Raw genomic sequence first — 17,069 nt, 5'->3', positions numbered from 1 at the left:
ATTTCTTTCAGATTATGTTGCCCCTTTCAAGATGCTTAAAGCACACGTCTAAAACATTACGTTCTAAATCTTTTTCTTCATAAGTAGAAATATCATACCACAGAGTAGGTGAAAACTTCTTAAACCACGTCATTTGTCTTCGACAAAATTTTTTTGTAGCACTTATATCTCCCTCTAATGCTTCTTCCTTGGTCATCTTGCCTCTAAGGTAAAGAGCTATTTCTTTATACCCAAAACCCTGCATTGAAGGATATCGTTCATCAAAGCCATGATGAAGCAACCACTCCACTTCTTCTATAAAACCACCAGAAAATTGCTGGTGGACTCGCTTTGTAATTCCTTCGAAAAGGAGTGATCTCGGTCGATTTAAACCTATGTAGAGAACATCATAGCGCTTCGTTTTTCCTTCTTCGGAAGCATACCACCATGTAGCAGTATGACCAGTTAATCGATAAATTTCTAAAGCTCTACTCACGCGACGTACATCATTAATATGTAGTTGAGATGCTCTATCAGGATCAACTTCAGCCAAAAGGGTGTGCAAAGCTTCATTTCCGTTTACTAAAGCATACTCTTCTAATTCATCAGTTAAATTTCTATCCCGCGGAAGATCTTGTGTTAAAGATTCCTCAAACAAAGCATGATAATAAAATGGCGTTCCTCCAACAAAAAGAGGAATTTTACCTCGAGTAATAATTCGCTCTATAGCCGCCACACTTTTATCTACAAAATCAGCGACAGAAAAAATTTCGTCTGGATCTACCACGTCGAGCATATGGTGTAAGATTTTTTGTCGAATTTGGTGTGAGACTTTATCAGTGCCAACATCCATATAACGGTAAACCTGCCTTGAATCAACAGATATAACCTCGGCATGTAGCGCCTCGGCTACATGCAAACTCAGCTGGGTTTTTCCTACGGCTGTTGGACCTATAATGGCCAAAACTGGGATATTTTCACTCATTATTTCTCCCTCCCGAAATATTGTTCAATCTGATGGTTATCAAGAATTAGTGTGGTTGGTCGGCCATGGGGACACACTGATGGATTCTCACAATAGTGCAATGCAGATAACAAATGAAGCGCTTCAGATGCGTCGCAATGCGTTGTAAGTTTTATGGATTGTTTACAAGCTATAGTAGCCCATTTTCGCCACAAGACGTCATCAATATCTCGAGACCCCGTGCTTTTCCACGTCAGGATTGTTGTTCTAACAAGGAATAAAGGTCCTTCTCTCTCTTGAATCGGAAGGGCTGGAAATGCCGAAAGATAAAGCTGACCCTCTTCTTCTTCAAAAATAAAGCCTGCGCTAATTAAGGCATCCTTATATTCTTCTACTTCAGTAGCCAATGTTGGAGGAATAGCAAGAGGTGTTGTCATTTTTTGAGAAGCAACATCCCCGACTTTAATCCGAGATAAAATTTTTTCATAATTAATACGCTCATGGGCAGCGTGGGGATCTACTAGAATGAGATTCCCCTCTTTTTCGAAAAGAAGATATCCTGAACGCATTTGTGCTATAAAAAAGTAAGACGTTTCATTTTCATTACTATCTTCATTTTGAATAAAATTACTTTTTTCTTCAAGAATGTTTTTCATTTCTTCTACGTCATCATGAAGTGACGTTTCTTCTTGTATTAGTGGCGAAGAAACTCTCGAAAAAAGGTTTTCAGCTTCTCGTTCTTTTATCGTTTCATACTGTTGTTGTAAATGAGATGATACGGGAAAAGACGGCAATGTGAGTTTTGTAGGTCTGTTTTGTAGATCCAAGCTTGCAACTTTTACAACTTCAAAAACTTCCGAAGGATACCTAAATCGAATTTCTGCTTTAGCCGGATGTATATTGACATCTACAAGCTCTGGCGAAAGGCTAAAGAAAAACATCCAGTTTCCAGACAGATCTTTACATGCAGCTGATGCAGCTCCACGAATGAGAGGGTCCGAGACATTTCGTCCATTAACAAAAGAGGTAATAGAATTTTTTTGACGCCCTGGAGTAGGTTGCCACCAACATTCTAATTCTATGGAACCGCACGAAACAACAGTTGAGCGAATTTCTGGAGAAACACCCCAAAGCAAAGAGAGAATATAATGACGCTCTCCTCGTCCATCTGTTTCAAAATTTTTATTTCCATTATGATAAAGTGAAAAAGCTACTTCAGGATAAGCAACTGCATAATCTCTAACAACAGATGAAATTTTCCTAAGCTCAGAAAGATTGCTTCTCAAAAATTTTTTACGAGCTGGAAAATTGAAAAAAAGGTCGTCAACCTGCAAACGTGTGCCTTCCTTCCAAGGGATTTTTTCGTGGCAGGTAATCTCTCCAGCCTCCGCTTTCAGCAATCCTCCTTCTGTAGCCCCAGAGATTTTACTTCTAAGGTCAACTCTACTCACAGCTGCAATGCTTGCAATCGCTTCTCCACGATATCCTAAAGTCTTAATTTTATTTAAATCTTCAATGGTGCTGATTTTACTAGTAGCATAACGAGTAACAACAAGAGGCATTTCATCCCAAACAATACCTGAACCATTATCTTCTATGACAATAGAAGTTTTGCCCCCATCTTTTAATGTTACTTGCACTCGCTTCGAGTTTGCGTCTAATGAATTTTCAAGAGCTTCTTTAACTACAGAAACAGGTCGTTCTACAACTTCTCCTGCTGCAATTTTAAGCGCCACTTCTTGGGGAAGTTTATGAATTGCCATTATTCTGAAGCTCCTCTCTACATTTTTCTGATACTTTATACAAAAGCTCCAATGCTCTAAAAGGCGTTATTTTATTAGGCTCAAGAGACGCCAATTCTTCTATTATAGCTTGGCTGGAGACAGGGAAAAGCTGAATTTGTTGAGTTGTTTGCGAAGCAACTCGTGCTGGTTCTATTCCCTCTGTTCGCTCAAAGGTTTCAAGCAATTGAAAAGCTCTTTTTAGAACCACCGGAGGAATTCCTGCCAAACGTGCCACTTCTATTCCATACGAACGATCCGCAGGACCATCTACCACTTTATGTAAAAAAGCTATGCCATCAGTTCCTTCATGTACAGCCATACTTAAATTTTTAAGACTTGTAAGGTGCTCTTCTAATGCCACAAGTTCATGGTAATGCGTTGCGAAAAGTACCTTTGGTTTTGTTCCGCAACCACTATCCAGATATTCTAGTACTGCCCATGCAATGCTCATGCCATCATAGGTCGATGTTCCGCGTCCAACCTCGTCAAGTATAACAATACTTCTATCTGTAACATTATGCAGAATGTTAGCTGTTTCTATCATTTCTACCATAAAAGTGCTATTACCACGTGCAAGCTCGTCTCTTGCTCCAATACGAGTGAAAACACGGTCCATAATTCCCATTGAGGCCTGAGATGCAGGAATAAAAGAACCCATTTGCGCCATAATAACAAGTAATGCTGCCATCCGAAGGTAGGTAGATTTTCCGGCCATGTTAGGACCAGTTATCAGTGCTATTCTTTTATCGTCGTTATCAAGCGTAATATCATTAGGGACAAAAGGTTGGTCCAAAAAGGTAGCTTCTATAACAGGATGACGTCCACCTTCGATAAAAAGACTTAGTCCATCATTTAACTGTGGTCGAATATAGCCTCTTTCCCACGCGACCTGGGCTAATCCAGCAATGACGTCAATACAACTCAACATGATTGCGGCGTCTTGAATCCCACGAATATTTTCTAATGTTTTGCTAACGAGATCTGCATAATATTTCGATTCTAATTTTGTAATCTCCTGTTCAGAAACTGACATTTTTTCCTCAAATTCCTTAAGCTCTGGCGTTATAAAGCGTTCTGCTGAAACCAATGTCTGTTTGCGAATATAATTTTCAGGAACTTTATCCAAATTCCCCTTGCTTATCTCTAAATAGTAACCAAAAACTTTATTACTTCCCACTTTAAGCTTAGAAATGCCGGTTTTTTCTTTTTCTTTCTCAAGATACTGATCTAACCATTGATCGCCATGTTCTCGCAAATCTCTCCAAGAATCGAGTTCTTGACTATATCCAGAACGAATAACATCACCACTATGAAGATTTCGAGGAACCTCATCGCAAAGAGCCGACGCCAAGAGTCTTGCAAAAGAGTCTAAAGTCTCTTCCTGCGAGACAAACTGGAAAAGAGGATTATCTTTACAATACACAAGTAAGTCGGGAAGCAATAATAAAGTATCGCGTATTGCAGCTAAATCCCTGGGGTTGCCCGTTCCCAGACTTAATCGTGAAGATGCTCTCTCTATATCTTTGCATTGTGCGAGCAAATTCTGTAATTTTTGTCGTATAACTGGGTCGTTGATAAGATATTCTACGGCATTTTGTCTTTTCGATATTTCCTCTACCTGGAGCAATGGACGGAGTATCCATTCTTTTAACAGACGTCTTCCCATAGGGTTTTTACACTTATTCAAAACTGAATAAAGAGTAGGCCCATCTCCATGAATAAGTTCAAGATTGTACTGTGATGCCATATCTAAGTGTAAAAAAGACTTTTCTCGCAAGGGATAAATTCGCGTAATGTGTTGAATTGCACCAAATTGAGTTTCTTCAAGATAGTGAAGAACGGCTGCAGCCACTCCGATTTCTGACGTGTTATCTTCTAAACCGAAGACAGTCATAACAGGAACGTTAAAAACTCTCGTCAACCATTCCGTTGCAGATTGAGGTTCAAACTGTTCCTTCGTTCTTTGAAGAATAAAAAAATCAAGTAGCTCAACAGGAAGATTTTCCCTTTTAAAGGTATCAGGGATTAGAACTTCTCCTGGGTTAAATCCAGTTAAAAGGGCAAGAGCTTCATCCTTATTCAACACGCCAGCTTCTAAATGACCAGTATCAACCGAAAGCAACGCCAGCGCAATGGATTCATCATCCAGAGGTTTTAGAGCAGCTAATCTCCCTTCCTCTCCAGAATCCTCAGGAACATAGGTTCCAGGGGTGACTATACGTATAACCCTACGATCAACTAGTGTTTTCCCATCGGGCTCACTCACCTGTTCGCATATAGCAACTTTATGCCCAGCCTTTACAAGTTTGCCAAGATAATTATTAACGGCATGAAATGGGACTCCCGCCATAGGGATACTTTTAGACGGGTCTCTGCTCGTAAGCGCTATATCTAGAATCTCTGACGCCTGTTGTGCATCTTCAAAAAACATTTCATAGAAATCACCCATACGAAAGAAAAGCAAACAATCAGGGTACTTCTCTTTCCATTTTACATATTGAGAGAGCATGGGTGTCATTTTCACATTGGAAGGAAGCTTCAAAAACTAAACACCTCTCGTATGATCTAAATAATTTTGAAGAATAAGTGCCGCTGCTAACTGATCTACCTTATTCTTTCTCTTTTTTCTTGATACATTTCCTTCTAAAAGCACTTGCTGAGCTATAGCTGTTGTAAATCGCTCATCCCATAATTCAAGTGAAAGATGAGGATACCTTTCTTTTAATTCTTGAGCTATACCTTTTATTTTTTCGGCTTCAGGTCCCGGCGATCCGTTCGTACGTAAGGGGTAGCCTACTAACAACATTGTAATGTTTAAAGAGGCTACATACTCATCAAGTTTATTAAACCAACTTTTATTCATTGGGATGAAACCGATCCCCTGGGCAAAACATCCCAAGGGATCGGAAACAGCTACTCCTATCCTTTTTGAACCAATATCAAGAGCAAGAATCCGAGACATGTCACTCCCCTAATTGTTGCTTAACAATTTTACGAACAGAGGTAAATGCATCCTCCATTTTTTCAGGATTCTTTCCGCCGGCTTGAGCCATGGAAGGTTTTCCGCCGCCACCGCCGCCTAAAACAGAGGCAGCTTCACGTACTATTTTCCCTGCATGGATACCTGCTTTAACAGCGTCATCACTGGCCATAGCAATGAGTAAGACGTTACTCTCGGAAGTTTGACTAGCCAATATAATGACTGCCTTTTCATTTTTAGCTTTTATGCGATCACCAAGTTCTCTTAGCATATCTGCATTTACGCCCTTGAATTGGCCCAAGAAAAGTGCAAACCCGTCAGGCAATTCTTCTTTTGTAACAGATTCATCGAGATTAGCCGCTAAATTATTTAATTTAAGCTCTTCTATTTTTCTAGATAGCTGCCGTATCTCAGCTTGCATATCTTCTACATGAGAAATGAGTTCTTCGGAATCTGTAGCTAAAAGATTTGATAGCTCTTCCACTATTTTAAATGAACGTTGATATGATTCATATGCATTCATTCCCGTCAGAGCTGTAATCCTTCGAGTTCCAGAGCCGATGCCTTCTTCTTTGATAATTTTAAAAGCTCCGATATCTCCTGTTGCATCGACATGGAGTCCGCCGCATAGCTCAGTAGAAAAATCTTCTATACGCACAACGCGAACTATATCACCATACTTTTCATCAAAAAGAGCCTTTGCCCCCATTGCTCGCGCCTGTTCAAGGTCACTTTCGATTATTTCGAGAGGGATATTCTCAAGAATCTGTGTATTAACAATTTCTTCAACGCTATGTATTTGCTCTCGTGTAAGGGGCTCAAAATGAGTGAAATCAAATCGAAGCAGTTTCTCATTTACAAGAGACCCAGCTTGGCGAACATGATTTCCAAGAACTCTACCTAAGGCTTCATGAAGCAAATGAGTTGCTGTATGGTTCCTTCGTATGGCATTCCTCTTGTCCACATCAACGGAAGCATGAACAGAAAGTCCTTTTGATACAGTGCCTTCAAGAACGGTTACAACATGTACAATCAAATCTGCGGTTTGGGCTTTTGTATCGCATACGTGAACCTTTACTCCTGGAGCCATGAGAAAACCATGATCCCCAATTTGTCCGCCACGTTCAGCATAGAAAGGGGTTTTATTGAGTACGATTTCACCTTTTTCACCAGCAGACAAAGAGTCTATACGCTCGCCTTCTTGTATAAGTGCAACTATTTCAGTATCCAGTTCCGGCAATGCATATCCTTCGAAAGAGGTTTTCCCTACTTCTGAAGCAATATCAGAATAGACATCACCTTTCATCTCACTACTCAACTGTTTACTGGACGCCCGTGCGCGTTCTCTTTGTTTTTCCATTTCAACTTTAAAGCCAGCCTCGTCAACCTCTATATCGTTTTCTGCGCAGATTTCAGTTGTTAGCTCAAGTGGAAAGCCAAAAGTATCATATAATTCGAAGGCTACTGCGCCAGAAACTGTTTTTTCCTGACGTTTTTTCAAAGTTGCTATTTCCTGATCGATTAATTCTGTTCCCTGCTGAAGAGTTTTACCAAAACGTTTTTCTTCCATACTTACAATTTGCTCAATCATTGGTCTGTTATCGATCAATTCTCTATAAGGATCTGCCATAAGTTCAAGAACATCAGGGAAAAGTTCCAAAAGGAATGGCTGGTCAAACCCTAGAAGTTTTCCATAACGAGCAGCTCGCCTGATAAGACGACGCAAGACATATCCTCGACCGTCGTTTGCAGGTAAGATGCCGTCAGCGATCATAAACGCCACTGAACGAATATGGTCAGCAATGACACGAACCGCTAAAGTATTTGCTGCAGAAGAGCCGTACGATATTCCAGCCATCTGACAAACATGATCTATAAGTGGCCTGAAAAGATCCGTTTCAAAATCAGTGCGAACTCGCTGTGCAATGGATGTTAAGCGTTCTAATCCCATGCCTGTGTCTATATTTTTCTTCGGCAAGGGGATAAGCGATCCATCTTCCTGAAGGTCGAATTGAGTAAAAACTAAATTCCATATTTCCAAATAACGATCGCAATTACAGCCAACTCCACACGTAGGTTTTCCACAGGAAAAATCTGGTCCCTGATCGTATATAATTTCTGAACAAGGGCCACAAGGTCCCATATTTCCCATAAACCAGAAGTTTTCATCTTTATCGAAACGATAGATTTTATCGTCAGAAAGTCCTACTTGATTTTTCCATACAGAATAAGCTTCTTCGTCATCTTTATAAATCGTAGCGTATAAGCGATCAGGTTCAAGACCAATAACTTCTGTTAAAAACTCCCAACCCCATGTTATGGCCTCCTTCTTAAAATAATCTCCCCAGCTAAAATTGCCCAGCATTTCGAAGAAGGTATGATGACGTGCTGTTCGGCCAACATTTTCTATATCATTAGTTCGTACACATTTTTGTGACGTTACAGCTCTTGTAAACTCGGGCTGCTGTATGCCTAAATAATATGGTTTAAAAGGAACCATGCCTGCTATAGTAAAAAGCAAGGAAGGATCGTTAGGAATCAAAGAAAAACTAGGATAGTGTTTGCTTCCTTTCGATACCCAGAAATCAATGAAAAGAGATCGTATTTCTTTTCCTGTTCTCCATTGCATTTGTTTACCCCTTCTTTCGCAGCAATTACAAAGTCAAGGCTTTGCGCGCCAACGCTGCCTGTTCTAAAATTTCTCCCCGATCCACGCGAGGGAATTCACCGTTGAAATAAATCCATTCTCCTTTTACCATCGTGGCTTCAACATCGGCTGAAGATCCCGCATACACAATATATACGGGAAGATTTTCTACGTCAAAGCCTAAATAATGAGGTTTATCAAGATCAACTAACACAAGATCTGCATCCCATCCTTCTTTTATAAGGCCAGTTTTTTCAAAGCCCAGGCTTCGCGCTCCGTTAATTGTCGCCATAGCAAGTATCTCTTTTGCTTTTATTATTGTGGGGTCATGATGAATCCCTTTATGAAGAAGAGCGGCATGTCTCATTTCCTCCCAAATATCCAGTCGATTGTTACTTGCAGCACCATCTGTTCCAAGGGATACACATATTCCAGCTTCCATCATATCGAGAAGGCGCATGACACCACTTCCTAATTTTAAATTGCTATTAGGATTATGAACTACTGTAACAGGTTTCTCTTTTAACTGCTTTATCTCTTCAGAAGAGAACCATACACCGTGGGCAAGAATTGTCCCGAGAGTATCTAAAAGCCCTGCCTGTTCCAAATATTTCATTGGTTCTAATCCAAGCTCATCATGAAGATAATCTCGTTCCCACTTCGTTTCAAGGAAATGGGTGTGGACACGCACGCCCTTTTCGGTAGCAATTTCACAAATTTCTTTCATACTGTTCATAGGAACCGTATAGGGGGAATGAGGCCCAAGTTGAACTGTAAAGAACCCGTCTTTTCCGTGCCAATCTTCAATTAATTTAATATTTTCATTAATTCTTTTCCTGTCATCTCCGATAAGCCCTCTGGAAAGTGCACACTTCATTCCCATTACTTGGGAAGCCTCAGCAACTTTATCCATTTCAAAATACATATCAGCAAAACAAGTTACGCCACAAGAAGCCATTTCCAAAAGTGCCAAAGCAGTTCCCCAATAGATATATTCAGGAGTCAGACGAGCTTCCACAGGCCATATCTGCTCTTTTAACCATGTCATAAGAGGGGTTTCTTCACCAAGTCCTCTTAATAAAGACATGGCTGCGTGGGTATGACTGTTAACGAAACCCGGCAAAAGAAGTTTCTTACCATCACAATCAATAAGTGAGACATTCTCTTCAGGAAGACTTTCTGGAGCTTCTATTTTTGTTATCAAACCGTCTTCAACAAGCACGTCACATAACCGGCTTCGTTCCATCTGACTGTCATAAATATATGTATTTTGAAAGAGGCAACGCATCGTATTTATTCCTCCCAACTTTTCATATAAAGCTCTTGTTCGTCGGTAAGTTTCTCTAGAGAAATACCAAGAGATTCTAATTTAACCTCCATTACTCGTCTATCTATTGCGGAAGGAACCGGGTGTACTCCTGATTGCAATTTATTATGAGCAACGTGAAGAGCTGATTCAAGCTGAAGAGCAAAACTTAAATCCATAATTTCTATAGGATGTCCATCAGCACAAGCTAAATTAACAAGGCGTCCTTCCCCTAAGAGATGAAGACGTCTTCCGTCTGTCAACGTATATGTTTCTATATTTTCCCGTGTTGACTCTACAGATGAAGCCATTTGGGAGAGATCTTTCTTACATATCTCAACATCAAAGTGTCCTGCATTAGCAAGGAGTACGCCACTTTTCATCTTTTCGAAATGTTCTTTTCTGATAACTTTTGTATTCCCTGTCAGTGTTAAGAAAATATCGCCGACAGAAGCAGCTTCTGTCATGTTCATTACTTCATGTCCATCCATCAAGGCCTCAAACGCTCTGTGAGGATCTACTTCTACAACGATAACAGATGCACCAAGGCTTTTAGCACGCATAGCTACTCCACGGCCACACCATCCGTATCCGACTACAACAACTTTCTTACCCGCTATAAGCATATTTGTCGTTCGCATAAGACCGTCCATAACTGACTGTCCGGTACCATAACGATTATCAAAAAGGTATTTACTATACGCATCGTTTACAGCAATCATAGGGAATTGTAACGTTCCATCTGCTTCCATAGCTTTGAGACGCTTAATTCCTGTTGTGGTTTCTTCAGACCCACCTCGTACATTTGGTATCAGTTGAGGAAATTCGGTATGTAAAGTAGCAATAAGATCTGCTCCATCATCAACAATGACATCGGGAGCAATGCTTAGAACAAAACGTAGATTTTCATGGTATTCTTCTGTTGTCATACCGTGATGACTGTAGACGTGAACTCCATTATCAACCAGTGCTGCACAAATATCATCTTGCGTGGAAAGAGGATTGCTTCCTGCTGCCCAAACTTCAGCTCCAAGTTTATGGAGTGTAATGAGAAGACAAGCCGTTTTTGCCTCGAGATGAAGGCATGCAGCAAGTTTTAATCCTTTCAACGGAGCTTTAGACGTATATTCCTCAGACAAACTTCGAAGAACTGGCATAAATTGCCACGCCCATGTAATTTTTTTCATTCCTTCCGAGGAAAGATGTATATCAGCAATTCGATTTTCCACGAAAATTCCTCCCTTTACATATCTAGATAGTCTTTATTTTTTTAAGAAAAGGTGGGTAAAGCACTCCCTTTTCCGTTATTATTGCCGTTATTAATGAGTGCGGAGTAACGTCAAAGGCAGGGTTCCATACCGGAAAGGATTCAGGAATCAAAGGATGACCAGTAGGTTCTCTGACCTCTTTGCCATTTCGCTGCTCTATCTCAATATAAGAACCATCTTTAGCTTCTTTATCTATCGTAGATATTGGGGCCACCACATAAAAGGGCACTAAATGAAACTTCGCTAAAACCGCAAGAGAATAGGTTCCAATCTTATTGGCAGTATCACCATTAAGAGCTATTCTATCCGCTCCGACCAAAACGGCAGAGATATGTTCTTTTTTCATGAGAGCTCCTGCCATATTGTCACATATGACAGTTACATCAAAACCATCTTCAATAAGTTCCCATGCAGTAAGACGCGCTCCTTGAAAAACAGGGCGTGTTTCATCCGCATAAATTTTAATATTTTTACCTTCTTCTCTTGCCGCACGAACAACACCGAGAGCTGTTCCATATCCTGCTGTAGCCAACGCTCCAGCATTACAATGGGTCAAAACTATAGAATTCTCAGGAAGTAAACTTTGTCCCCAATGCCCTATATGACGATTTATTTCAATATCTTCTTCAAGAATAGAATAGGCCTCTTTTATCATTTCAGAATAAAGAGATTGGCCTTCCGATAGATTTACTATATTTTCCATACGCTTAAGTGCCCAAAAAAGATTTACAGCAGTAGGCCTTGTTTGGGCCAACCGCCTAATAGCCTTATCAGCTTCTTGCTTGCCATTTTTAGACGCTAGAGCTACACCAAAAGCAGCAGCTACTCCGATAGCCGGAGCTCCACGAACAACCATACTCTCTATAGCTTTAGCAACATCCTCAAAAGTAGAACAGGAGACAAAAGTTACATCCCAAGGAAGACATCTTTGGTCTAAAATGCGAACTTTCTTTTTCTCTTCATCCCAACTTACTGGATTAGGCAACATTGATTTCACTCACTTTCCCCTGTTTTTGTAATTTTTTCAACACGTACTTTTGACTGTCCGTCTATGAAAGAGAGTGTAAGCCTTTCATTTAACTCTAGTTGGTCAACAGAAGTGACTACTTCCCCACCTTCTTTGGTACAGCTAATAAATCCTCGAGAGAGAATTGAGAGAGGGGAAAGTGCATTAAGTGCTCCTGCGACAGAGGAAAGAGCACTTTTCTTTTCTTCAAATCTTGACTTCATCAAAAGATTCATATGTCGTCTTCTTTCGGTCAGACTTTTGGCGGTTATTTCTATATTTTTAAAAGAGAACGTTTTAAGAAGTTGTTCAATTTGGATCAAATGTTCATTTTTTTTGTCTATGCTTTGAAAACAAGCTTTTATAATAGATTGCGAATAGTGGTTAACTTGCCTAGATAAATCACGATAATCAGGAAAGAGACGTTCTGCTGCAGCAGAGGGCGTTGAAGCAGAAACATCTGCTGCATAATCGCTTAGCGTAACATCAATTTCGTGACCTACACCAGTTACAACCGGGAAGGGACACATACGAATGGCTCTCACGACTCGCTCATCATCGAAAGGAGTGAGATCATCGCGACTTCCCCCTCCGCGAACAAGCATTACAGCATCAATATCACCATATGTACGGATTTGCGAAAAAGCTGCAAAAATTTCCTCCGGGGCGTCATACCCTTGCACTAAACAAGGCACAATTATAAGAGAACACTGAGGAAACCTGTTACGGGAAACCTTTACAACGTCTCTTATAGCCGCCCCTGTTGCTGACGTTATCACTGCTACTTTCTGAGGGAAAGGTGGAAGTTTTCTTTTTAACCGGGGATCAAACAGTCCTTCTTTTTCAAGTCTGATTCGTAGTTCCTCTCGTGCTCGTGCGGCTGCACCAACACCTAAAGGCGTCAACCGTCGAACATAAAGTTGATATGAACCTCGCGGAGGGTAAAGTCCAACTCGCCCTTCGGCGAGTACTTCATCTCCTTTACGAGGCCACAGAGGAACTCGCATAGCATCAGATTTGAAAAGGACACAGGCTAAACGTCCCTCATCGCCTGTTAAAGTAAAATAAACATGCCCACTTGTATGTCTCTTTATTTCGACTATCTCACCAACAACTACAAGATTTTGAAGTACCGGATCTGAAAAAAGTAATCCTTGAATACGGTTTGTAACCTCATCAACTGTGAGTCTGGGGAGAGTTGTTCCCTGCATCTTCTTCATCCTTTACCGATGGTGAAAGAGCTCGAACGATTCTACCAAGTACACCATTAACAAAACGACCTGACTCTTCCGTTCCAAAGGCTTTAGCAAGCTCAACGGCTTCCGAAATAGCAACAGGAATGGGAATCATTTGATTAATTATCCCTTCATAAATTGCAAGACGGAGAGCTGCTCTGTCTACAGCAACCATTCGTTCCGGTCTCCATCCTACAACATACTCACGAATAAGGGTGTCAATCTCAAAACGAGAGTTCCACACACCATTGACCAGAGCTGTAGCATAAGAAGCCACATCCGGATCTTCATCAACCTCCGGATAAAAATCAAGAATCTGATCTACTGTTTCGCAATTACGTATATCTAACGCGTATAAAACCTGTAAAGCGATTTCCCTCGATCTACGTCTTTTTTGAGGAAGGATGTTCTTATTCAACATTTACCTCCTGATGATTTTTCTTATGTAATCTATACAACGATCTATCAATTTTTGCCCGTGTTCTGACAGCAAAAATTGCGCAACAACAAAAGTCAAAGCGCCTACTGCAACTGTCCAGAGAATTCCTTTAATTCGCATATGAATCAAGGCGGTTATTCCTGCGGTACAAGCCACCCAAGATAAAGGATTTTGCAGTATTTCTGGAATCTTCTTCTTATCTTTTGTAATTTTCTCTTCTGTCCAAGAAATATGAACGCCTAATCCCAAATCAGCAAAGGACGATTGGAGTTTTTCCTCAACCATCTTCACTTCAAGAGCATTATGGGGTTGAGGCAGAGATAAAACAATATACAACGAATTTTCCATTCTGGAAAGGGCAACTTCTTTGCAAGAATATGAAGGCAAAAGCAATGAATCAATAAATTCTGTCAACCCTTCCCGAGATAAACGAATACTGCCAAGGGTTGTATTTTTCCAAAACAGATACATCGCAAACCACCCCCGGGATTAAGACAGGCCGGCACAAATGAGGCCGGCCTTCCCTATCACACAATATAACCAAACGCTATTTAGACTCTGCGTCGGCTTCAGTTTCAGATCCTGTTTCAGTTACACTCACAACCTGTTCTTTCACAACATTCTTATCTGTATCAGCGTTTACTGACTGCACAGAACGTTCATGAAAAAATACTCCTTGCACATTAACATTTACTGCTTTAACTGTATATCCGGTATATTGCTCAAGATTATTCTTCACAGCTTCTTGAAGATCCCAAGCTATATCTGGAATACGCAAACCATATTTCACTAAAACGAAAACATCAACAGTAATTTGAGGTGGATTAATATTTTCTTCTACAGAAACTTTAATCCCATCAATAGCCTTACGGCCTACCAACCCTAACTTAGAAACAAGTCCCGGACTTGCCGGCTGTACTCCTGGGACAAGAGTCAATGTTTTTCGGGCCAGCTCTGTGATGACATCTTCTGCTATGTGAACATTCCCCTGAACAGAACGCTCTTCTGTTACTTCCTGTTCGTCCCTCACAGGCTCCCCCATCTCAAAATCCTGATCTTGAGATTCAAGGTTCAGGTCTTCACGAACGTCATCCATCACTAGACCTCCTTTTCTAATTACTCTTCTGTAGGTTGAGCGAAGGTTTCCCCACAATCGGGACACTGAAGAGATTCGTCTTCACCGTATACTTCTGGCTGATAATAAAAAATGTGTCCGCATTTTGGGCAAGCAACTGACTCGTATGTTTCATCAAAATCAGCTTCTTCATCCTCGTCTGTTTCGTCAAAATCTTCGCCTACATATTCAGCAAAGGATCTCTCGAGAGAATCGAGATCTTCGTCTAGAAGGGAAAAATCATCAGCAAGCTCCTCATAAAGGTCCTGCTGCTCTTCTATGATATCAGCCTGTTCCTCTACTTCTTCTGCAAGAGCCTCTAAAGCTTCAGTAACAGACTTAAACGCTTTAGCTGTCGTTTCATCCTGAATGTCAAGCCCTGCCAATAAGCCTTTCAGGTATGCTATTTTTTCTTTTGCGCTCATAGTTCGACCCTCCTGGATTCCTTATTTTTTAGCCCGTTCGAGATATTCCCCCGAACGAGTATCAACTACTACAGTATCTCCTACGTTTACAAAAATAGGTACGGTAATAGTAATGCCTGTCTCTAACGTTGCTGGTTTTCCACTACTGGAAACAGTGTCCCCCTTATAACCGGGAGGGGTATCTATAACTTTTAATTCTACGCTCTTGGGAAGTTCTACCCCCATCACGCGCCCTTCATAATATTCAAGTTGAACTTCTAAATTATCGGTCAGGTAGTTAACAACATCACCTAAAACATCTTTATGAATATAGAGCTGGTCGTAGCTTTCCATATCCATAAAAACGTAACTGTCACCCTCCTGATAAAGGAACTGCGCAGCTTTATCATCGAAAATTACTCGCTCAAATTTTTCGCCAGAACGGAAAGTTGTTTCTACAATAGATCCATTCTCTATATTCTTCAGCTTCGTACGAATTACTGCGCCACCACGCCCCATTTTGTGGTGTTGGTATTCTACTACTTCCCAAATACCCTCCTGCCACTTCATTTTTATACCGGAATAAAAATCAGTGGTGTCAATAACTTGACTCATACATTTCTTACCTCCTACTAAAATTAGCGCTTCTAAAATACATGCTGTAAGAATACAGCATAATTGCTCTAGATGCAAAGAGTGAGAGGTAAAAACACCTCCATTTAACCTTTGTATTTTTTATATATATATCCGGCATGTGATGCCGTTGCGCTTTCTATTTTTATATCCTTTTTTGAAAGTTCCGCTACTGGCTTCTTATCTATATTATCCCACACCTGACGTATATAAAGAGACGGGTTTCCATTTAAATCAATTATTCCGTCTTGAATTTCTTCATTTTCAATAAGACAAATACGAGGTTGAAAAATATTATTTATTCCTGTCGAAAGAACGATTGCTTTCTTGTTATTTGAAAGCTCAACAAAGCTTCCTGGCGGGTAGAGTCCTAAAGAAGAAACAATTCCTCTTACAATGAAGGGATCATAAGAAGAACTAACATGCATCACTACCTTCGATAATCGTTGCGAGTATGTGTTGCTTTCTTCTTCCAAAGAACAAAAACTATTGGCTACAGCCACAATCCGAGCGAGCAACGGAATTTTTTCATTCTTTATTCTATCAGGATGCCCCGAACCATCCCATTTTTCATGATGGGCCCGAACTCCATAAAGAATATTCTCATTCTCCACTCCAGCTTCTCGAAGCATACTTTCTCCGAGAATAGGGTGATTCATTTTACATTCCTCAGATTCGCAATCTTTATAGAGGATCTTCCCAATATCGTGAAATAAACCTGTAATAACTGCATTTTCCGCCGTTTCTCTCCAATATGGGAAAATTTGCTTGGCAATATAACCACTTAACAATGCTACATTGAGTAAGTGAGAAAAAAGCTGTTTTTCCTCGTGATCAGTTTCTGTCAAAGATAACGTTATAGATGATGTTTCATATATTTCTTCAACAAGAGAGGCCCCCATATTAATAAATGTTGTAATTCCTTCTTTTCTAAGACGTTTATTCTTTATGTTTTGTGCAAAAGCAGCGAATTGGTAAAAGACAACTTCGGCAAAACGAGAATTGATAATACGAATTGGGGGCAAAAGTTCAGGAAGTACATGAGAAAAAGACTCCAGTGAGGGCGTAATACTCTTTACTCTGACCCATTCAATTCCATGACGTTTTAAATCTTCTTCTATTCCAGGCTTCAACTCAAAAAGACGCTTTAACTCCGTTCCTTTAGAAACAAGAACCATGTCTTTCGCCAAAACATCTTCTATAATAATTCCTTCTGTATCTTTAAGTTCTGATATGGGTACTTTTCTTATTTTCTTCATAGGCCCCCATTATCCTTTTCTCTTCTTTAATAATTATTCACTTTCTTATAT

Annotated in this window: 15 protein-coding genes; all 15 read right to left on the bottom strand. The window is 40.3% G+C overall.

The features are described 5' to 3' along the window. Nucleotides 1-7: 7 nt before the first annotated feature. The 15 genes from miaA to VB083_RS03150 all read right to left on the bottom strand — a co-directional run bounded on the left by miaA (nucleotide 8) and on the right by VB083_RS03150 (nucleotide 17,018). On the bottom strand, nucleotides 8-964 hold the full coding sequence (gene miaA, locus VB083_RS03220; RefSeq protein ID WP_213701079.1) for a tRNA (adenosine(37)-N6)-dimethylallyltransferase MiaA: 957 nt from the start codon (nucleotides 962-964) through the stop codon (nucleotides 8-10). After that, nucleotides 964-2,706: a DNA mismatch repair endonuclease MutL gene (gene mutL / locus VB083_RS03215; protein ID WP_213701078.1), complete on the bottom strand. Its 1,743-nt coding sequence runs from the start codon at nucleotides 2,704-2,706 to the stop codon at nucleotides 964-966. Before mutL ends, miaA begins: the two co-directional genes overlap by 1 nt. Further along, complete coding sequence (gene mutS, locus VB083_RS03210) at nucleotides 2,693-5,269, bottom strand: DNA mismatch repair protein MutS (protein ID WP_213701077.1); 2,577 nt, start codon at nucleotides 5,267-5,269, stop codon at nucleotides 2,693-2,695. The genes mutL and mutS overlap by 14 nt, the downstream gene beginning before the upstream one ends. A 3-nt stretch (nucleotides 5,270-5,272) precedes the next feature. Further along, entirely contained in the window at nucleotides 5,273-5,689 is a 417-nt protein-coding gene (gene ruvX / locus VB083_RS03205; RefSeq protein ID WP_213690172.1) for a Holliday junction resolvase RuvX, read from the bottom strand. 1 nt (nucleotide 5,690) lies between these two features. Further along, nucleotides 5,691-8,336: an alanine--tRNA ligase gene (alaS, locus tag VB083_RS03200; protein ID WP_213701076.1), complete on the bottom strand. Its 2,646-nt coding sequence runs from the start codon at nucleotides 8,334-8,336 to the stop codon at nucleotides 5,691-5,693. 25 nt (nucleotides 8,337-8,361) lie between these two features. Next, nucleotides 8,362-9,642, bottom strand: a complete 1,281-nt coding sequence (locus tag VB083_RS03195) for an amidohydrolase (RefSeq protein WP_307880020.1) — start codon at nucleotides 9,640-9,642, stop codon at nucleotides 8,362-8,364. Nucleotides 9,643-9,647: 5 nt separating this feature from the next. After that, nucleotides 9,648-10,889, bottom strand: coding sequence for an adenosylhomocysteinase (locus tag VB083_RS03190; protein ID WP_213690175.1), 1,242 nt, complete (start codon nucleotides 10,887-10,889; stop codon nucleotides 9,648-9,650). A gap of 22 nt (nucleotides 10,890-10,911) precedes the next feature. After that, nucleotides 10,912-11,916: an S-methyl-5-thioribose-1-phosphate isomerase gene (mtnA, locus tag VB083_RS03185; protein ID WP_213701116.1), complete on the bottom strand. Its 1,005-nt coding sequence runs from the start codon at nucleotides 11,914-11,916 to the stop codon at nucleotides 10,912-10,914. Between the two features lie 5 nt (nucleotides 11,917-11,921). Further along, entirely contained in the window at nucleotides 11,922-13,145 is a 1,224-nt protein-coding gene (gene xseA / locus VB083_RS03180) for an exodeoxyribonuclease VII large subunit (RefSeq protein ID WP_213690176.1), read from the bottom strand. Further along, complete coding sequence (gene nusB / locus VB083_RS03175) at nucleotides 13,111-13,590, bottom strand: transcription antitermination factor NusB (protein ID WP_374047598.1); 480 nt, start codon at nucleotides 13,588-13,590, stop codon at nucleotides 13,111-13,113. Before nusB ends, xseA begins: the two co-directional genes overlap by 35 nt. After that, a complete protein-coding gene (locus VB083_RS03170; RefSeq protein WP_213690178.1) occupies nucleotides 13,591-14,079 on the bottom strand; it encodes a hypothetical protein in 489 nt (162 codons plus the stop codon). It abuts the gene before it with no gap. A 76-nt stretch (nucleotides 14,080-14,155) separates the two neighbouring features. After that, nucleotides 14,156-14,704 (bottom strand): Asp23/Gls24 family envelope stress response protein, encoded by a 549-nt coding sequence (locus tag VB083_RS03165; protein WP_213690179.1) that lies wholly within the window; start codon nucleotides 14,702-14,704, stop codon nucleotides 14,156-14,158. A gap of 20 nt (nucleotides 14,705-14,724) precedes the next feature. Further along, nucleotides 14,725-15,147 (bottom strand): CD1247 N-terminal domain-containing protein, encoded by a 423-nt coding sequence (locus tag VB083_RS03160; RefSeq protein ID WP_213690180.1) that lies wholly within the window; start codon nucleotides 15,145-15,147, stop codon nucleotides 14,725-14,727. A 21-nt stretch (nucleotides 15,148-15,168) separates the two neighbouring features. Beyond that, nucleotides 15,169-15,741, bottom strand: a complete 573-nt coding sequence (gene efp / locus VB083_RS03155) for an elongation factor P (protein ID WP_213690181.1) — start codon at nucleotides 15,739-15,741, stop codon at nucleotides 15,169-15,171. 104 nt (nucleotides 15,742-15,845) lie between these two features. Beyond that, a complete protein-coding gene (locus VB083_RS03150) occupies nucleotides 15,846-17,018 on the bottom strand; it encodes an HD-GYP domain-containing protein (RefSeq protein WP_213690182.1) in 1,173 nt (390 codons plus the stop codon). Between the last annotated feature and the right edge of the window lie 51 nt (nucleotides 17,019-17,069).

The sequence above is a fragment of the Aminobacterium sp. genome (assembly GCF_034926885.1).
GTDB lineage: Bacteria > Synergistota > Synergistia > Synergistales > Aminobacteriaceae > Aminobacterium.
The sequence above is the reverse complement of the archived record's forward strand: the minus strand, read 5'-3'. Positions and strand labels throughout refer to the sequence as shown.

What these genes read in the sequence shown, in the direction of transcription:
- miaA (WP_213701079.1), bottom strand. Translation starts at nt 964, where the DNA reads ATGAGTGAAAATATCCCAGTTTTGGCCATTATAGGTCCAACAGCCGTA.
- mutL (WP_213701078.1), bottom strand. Translation starts at nt 2,706, where the DNA reads ATGGCAATTCATAAACTTCCCCAAGAAGTGGCGCTTAAAATTGCAGCA.
- ruvX (WP_213690172.1), bottom strand. Translation starts at nt 5,689, where the DNA reads ATGTCTCGGATTCTTGCTCTTGATATTGGTTCAAAAAGGATAGGAGTA.
- alaS (WP_213701076.1), bottom strand. Translation starts at nt 8,336, where the DNA reads ATGCAATGGAGAACAGGAAAAGAAATACGATCTCTTTTCATTGATTTC.
- VB083_RS03195 (WP_307880020.1), bottom strand. Translation starts at nt 9,642, where the DNA reads ATGCGTTGCCTCTTTCAAAATACATATATTTATGACAGTCAGATGGAA.
- mtnA (WP_213701116.1), bottom strand. Translation starts at nt 11,916, where the DNA reads ATGTTGCCTAATCCAGTAAGTTGGGATGAAGAGAAAAAGAAAGTTCGC.
- xseA (WP_213690176.1), bottom strand. Translation starts at nt 13,145, where the DNA reads ATGCAGGGAACAACTCTCCCCAGACTCACAGTTGATGAGGTTACAAAC.
- nusB (WP_374047598.1), bottom strand. Translation starts at nt 13,590, where the DNA reads ATGTTGAATAAGAACATCCTTCCTCAAAAAAGACGTAGATCGAGGGAA.
- VB083_RS03170 (WP_213690178.1), bottom strand. Translation starts at nt 14,079, where the DNA reads ATGTATCTGTTTTGGAAAAATACAACCCTTGGCAGTATTCGTTTATCT.
- VB083_RS03165 (WP_213690179.1), bottom strand. Translation starts at nt 14,704, where the DNA reads ATGGATGACGTTCGTGAAGACCTGAACCTTGAATCTCAAGATCAGGAT.
- VB083_RS03160 (WP_213690180.1), bottom strand. Translation starts at nt 15,147, where the DNA reads ATGAGCGCAAAAGAAAAAATAGCATACCTGAAAGGCTTATTGGCAGGG.
- efp (WP_213690181.1), bottom strand. Translation starts at nt 15,741, where the DNA reads ATGAGTCAAGTTATTGACACCACTGATTTTTATTCCGGTATAAAAATG.
- VB083_RS03150 (WP_213690182.1), bottom strand. Translation starts at nt 17,018, where the DNA reads ATGAAGAAAATAAGAAAAGTACCCATATCAGAACTTAAAGATACAGAA.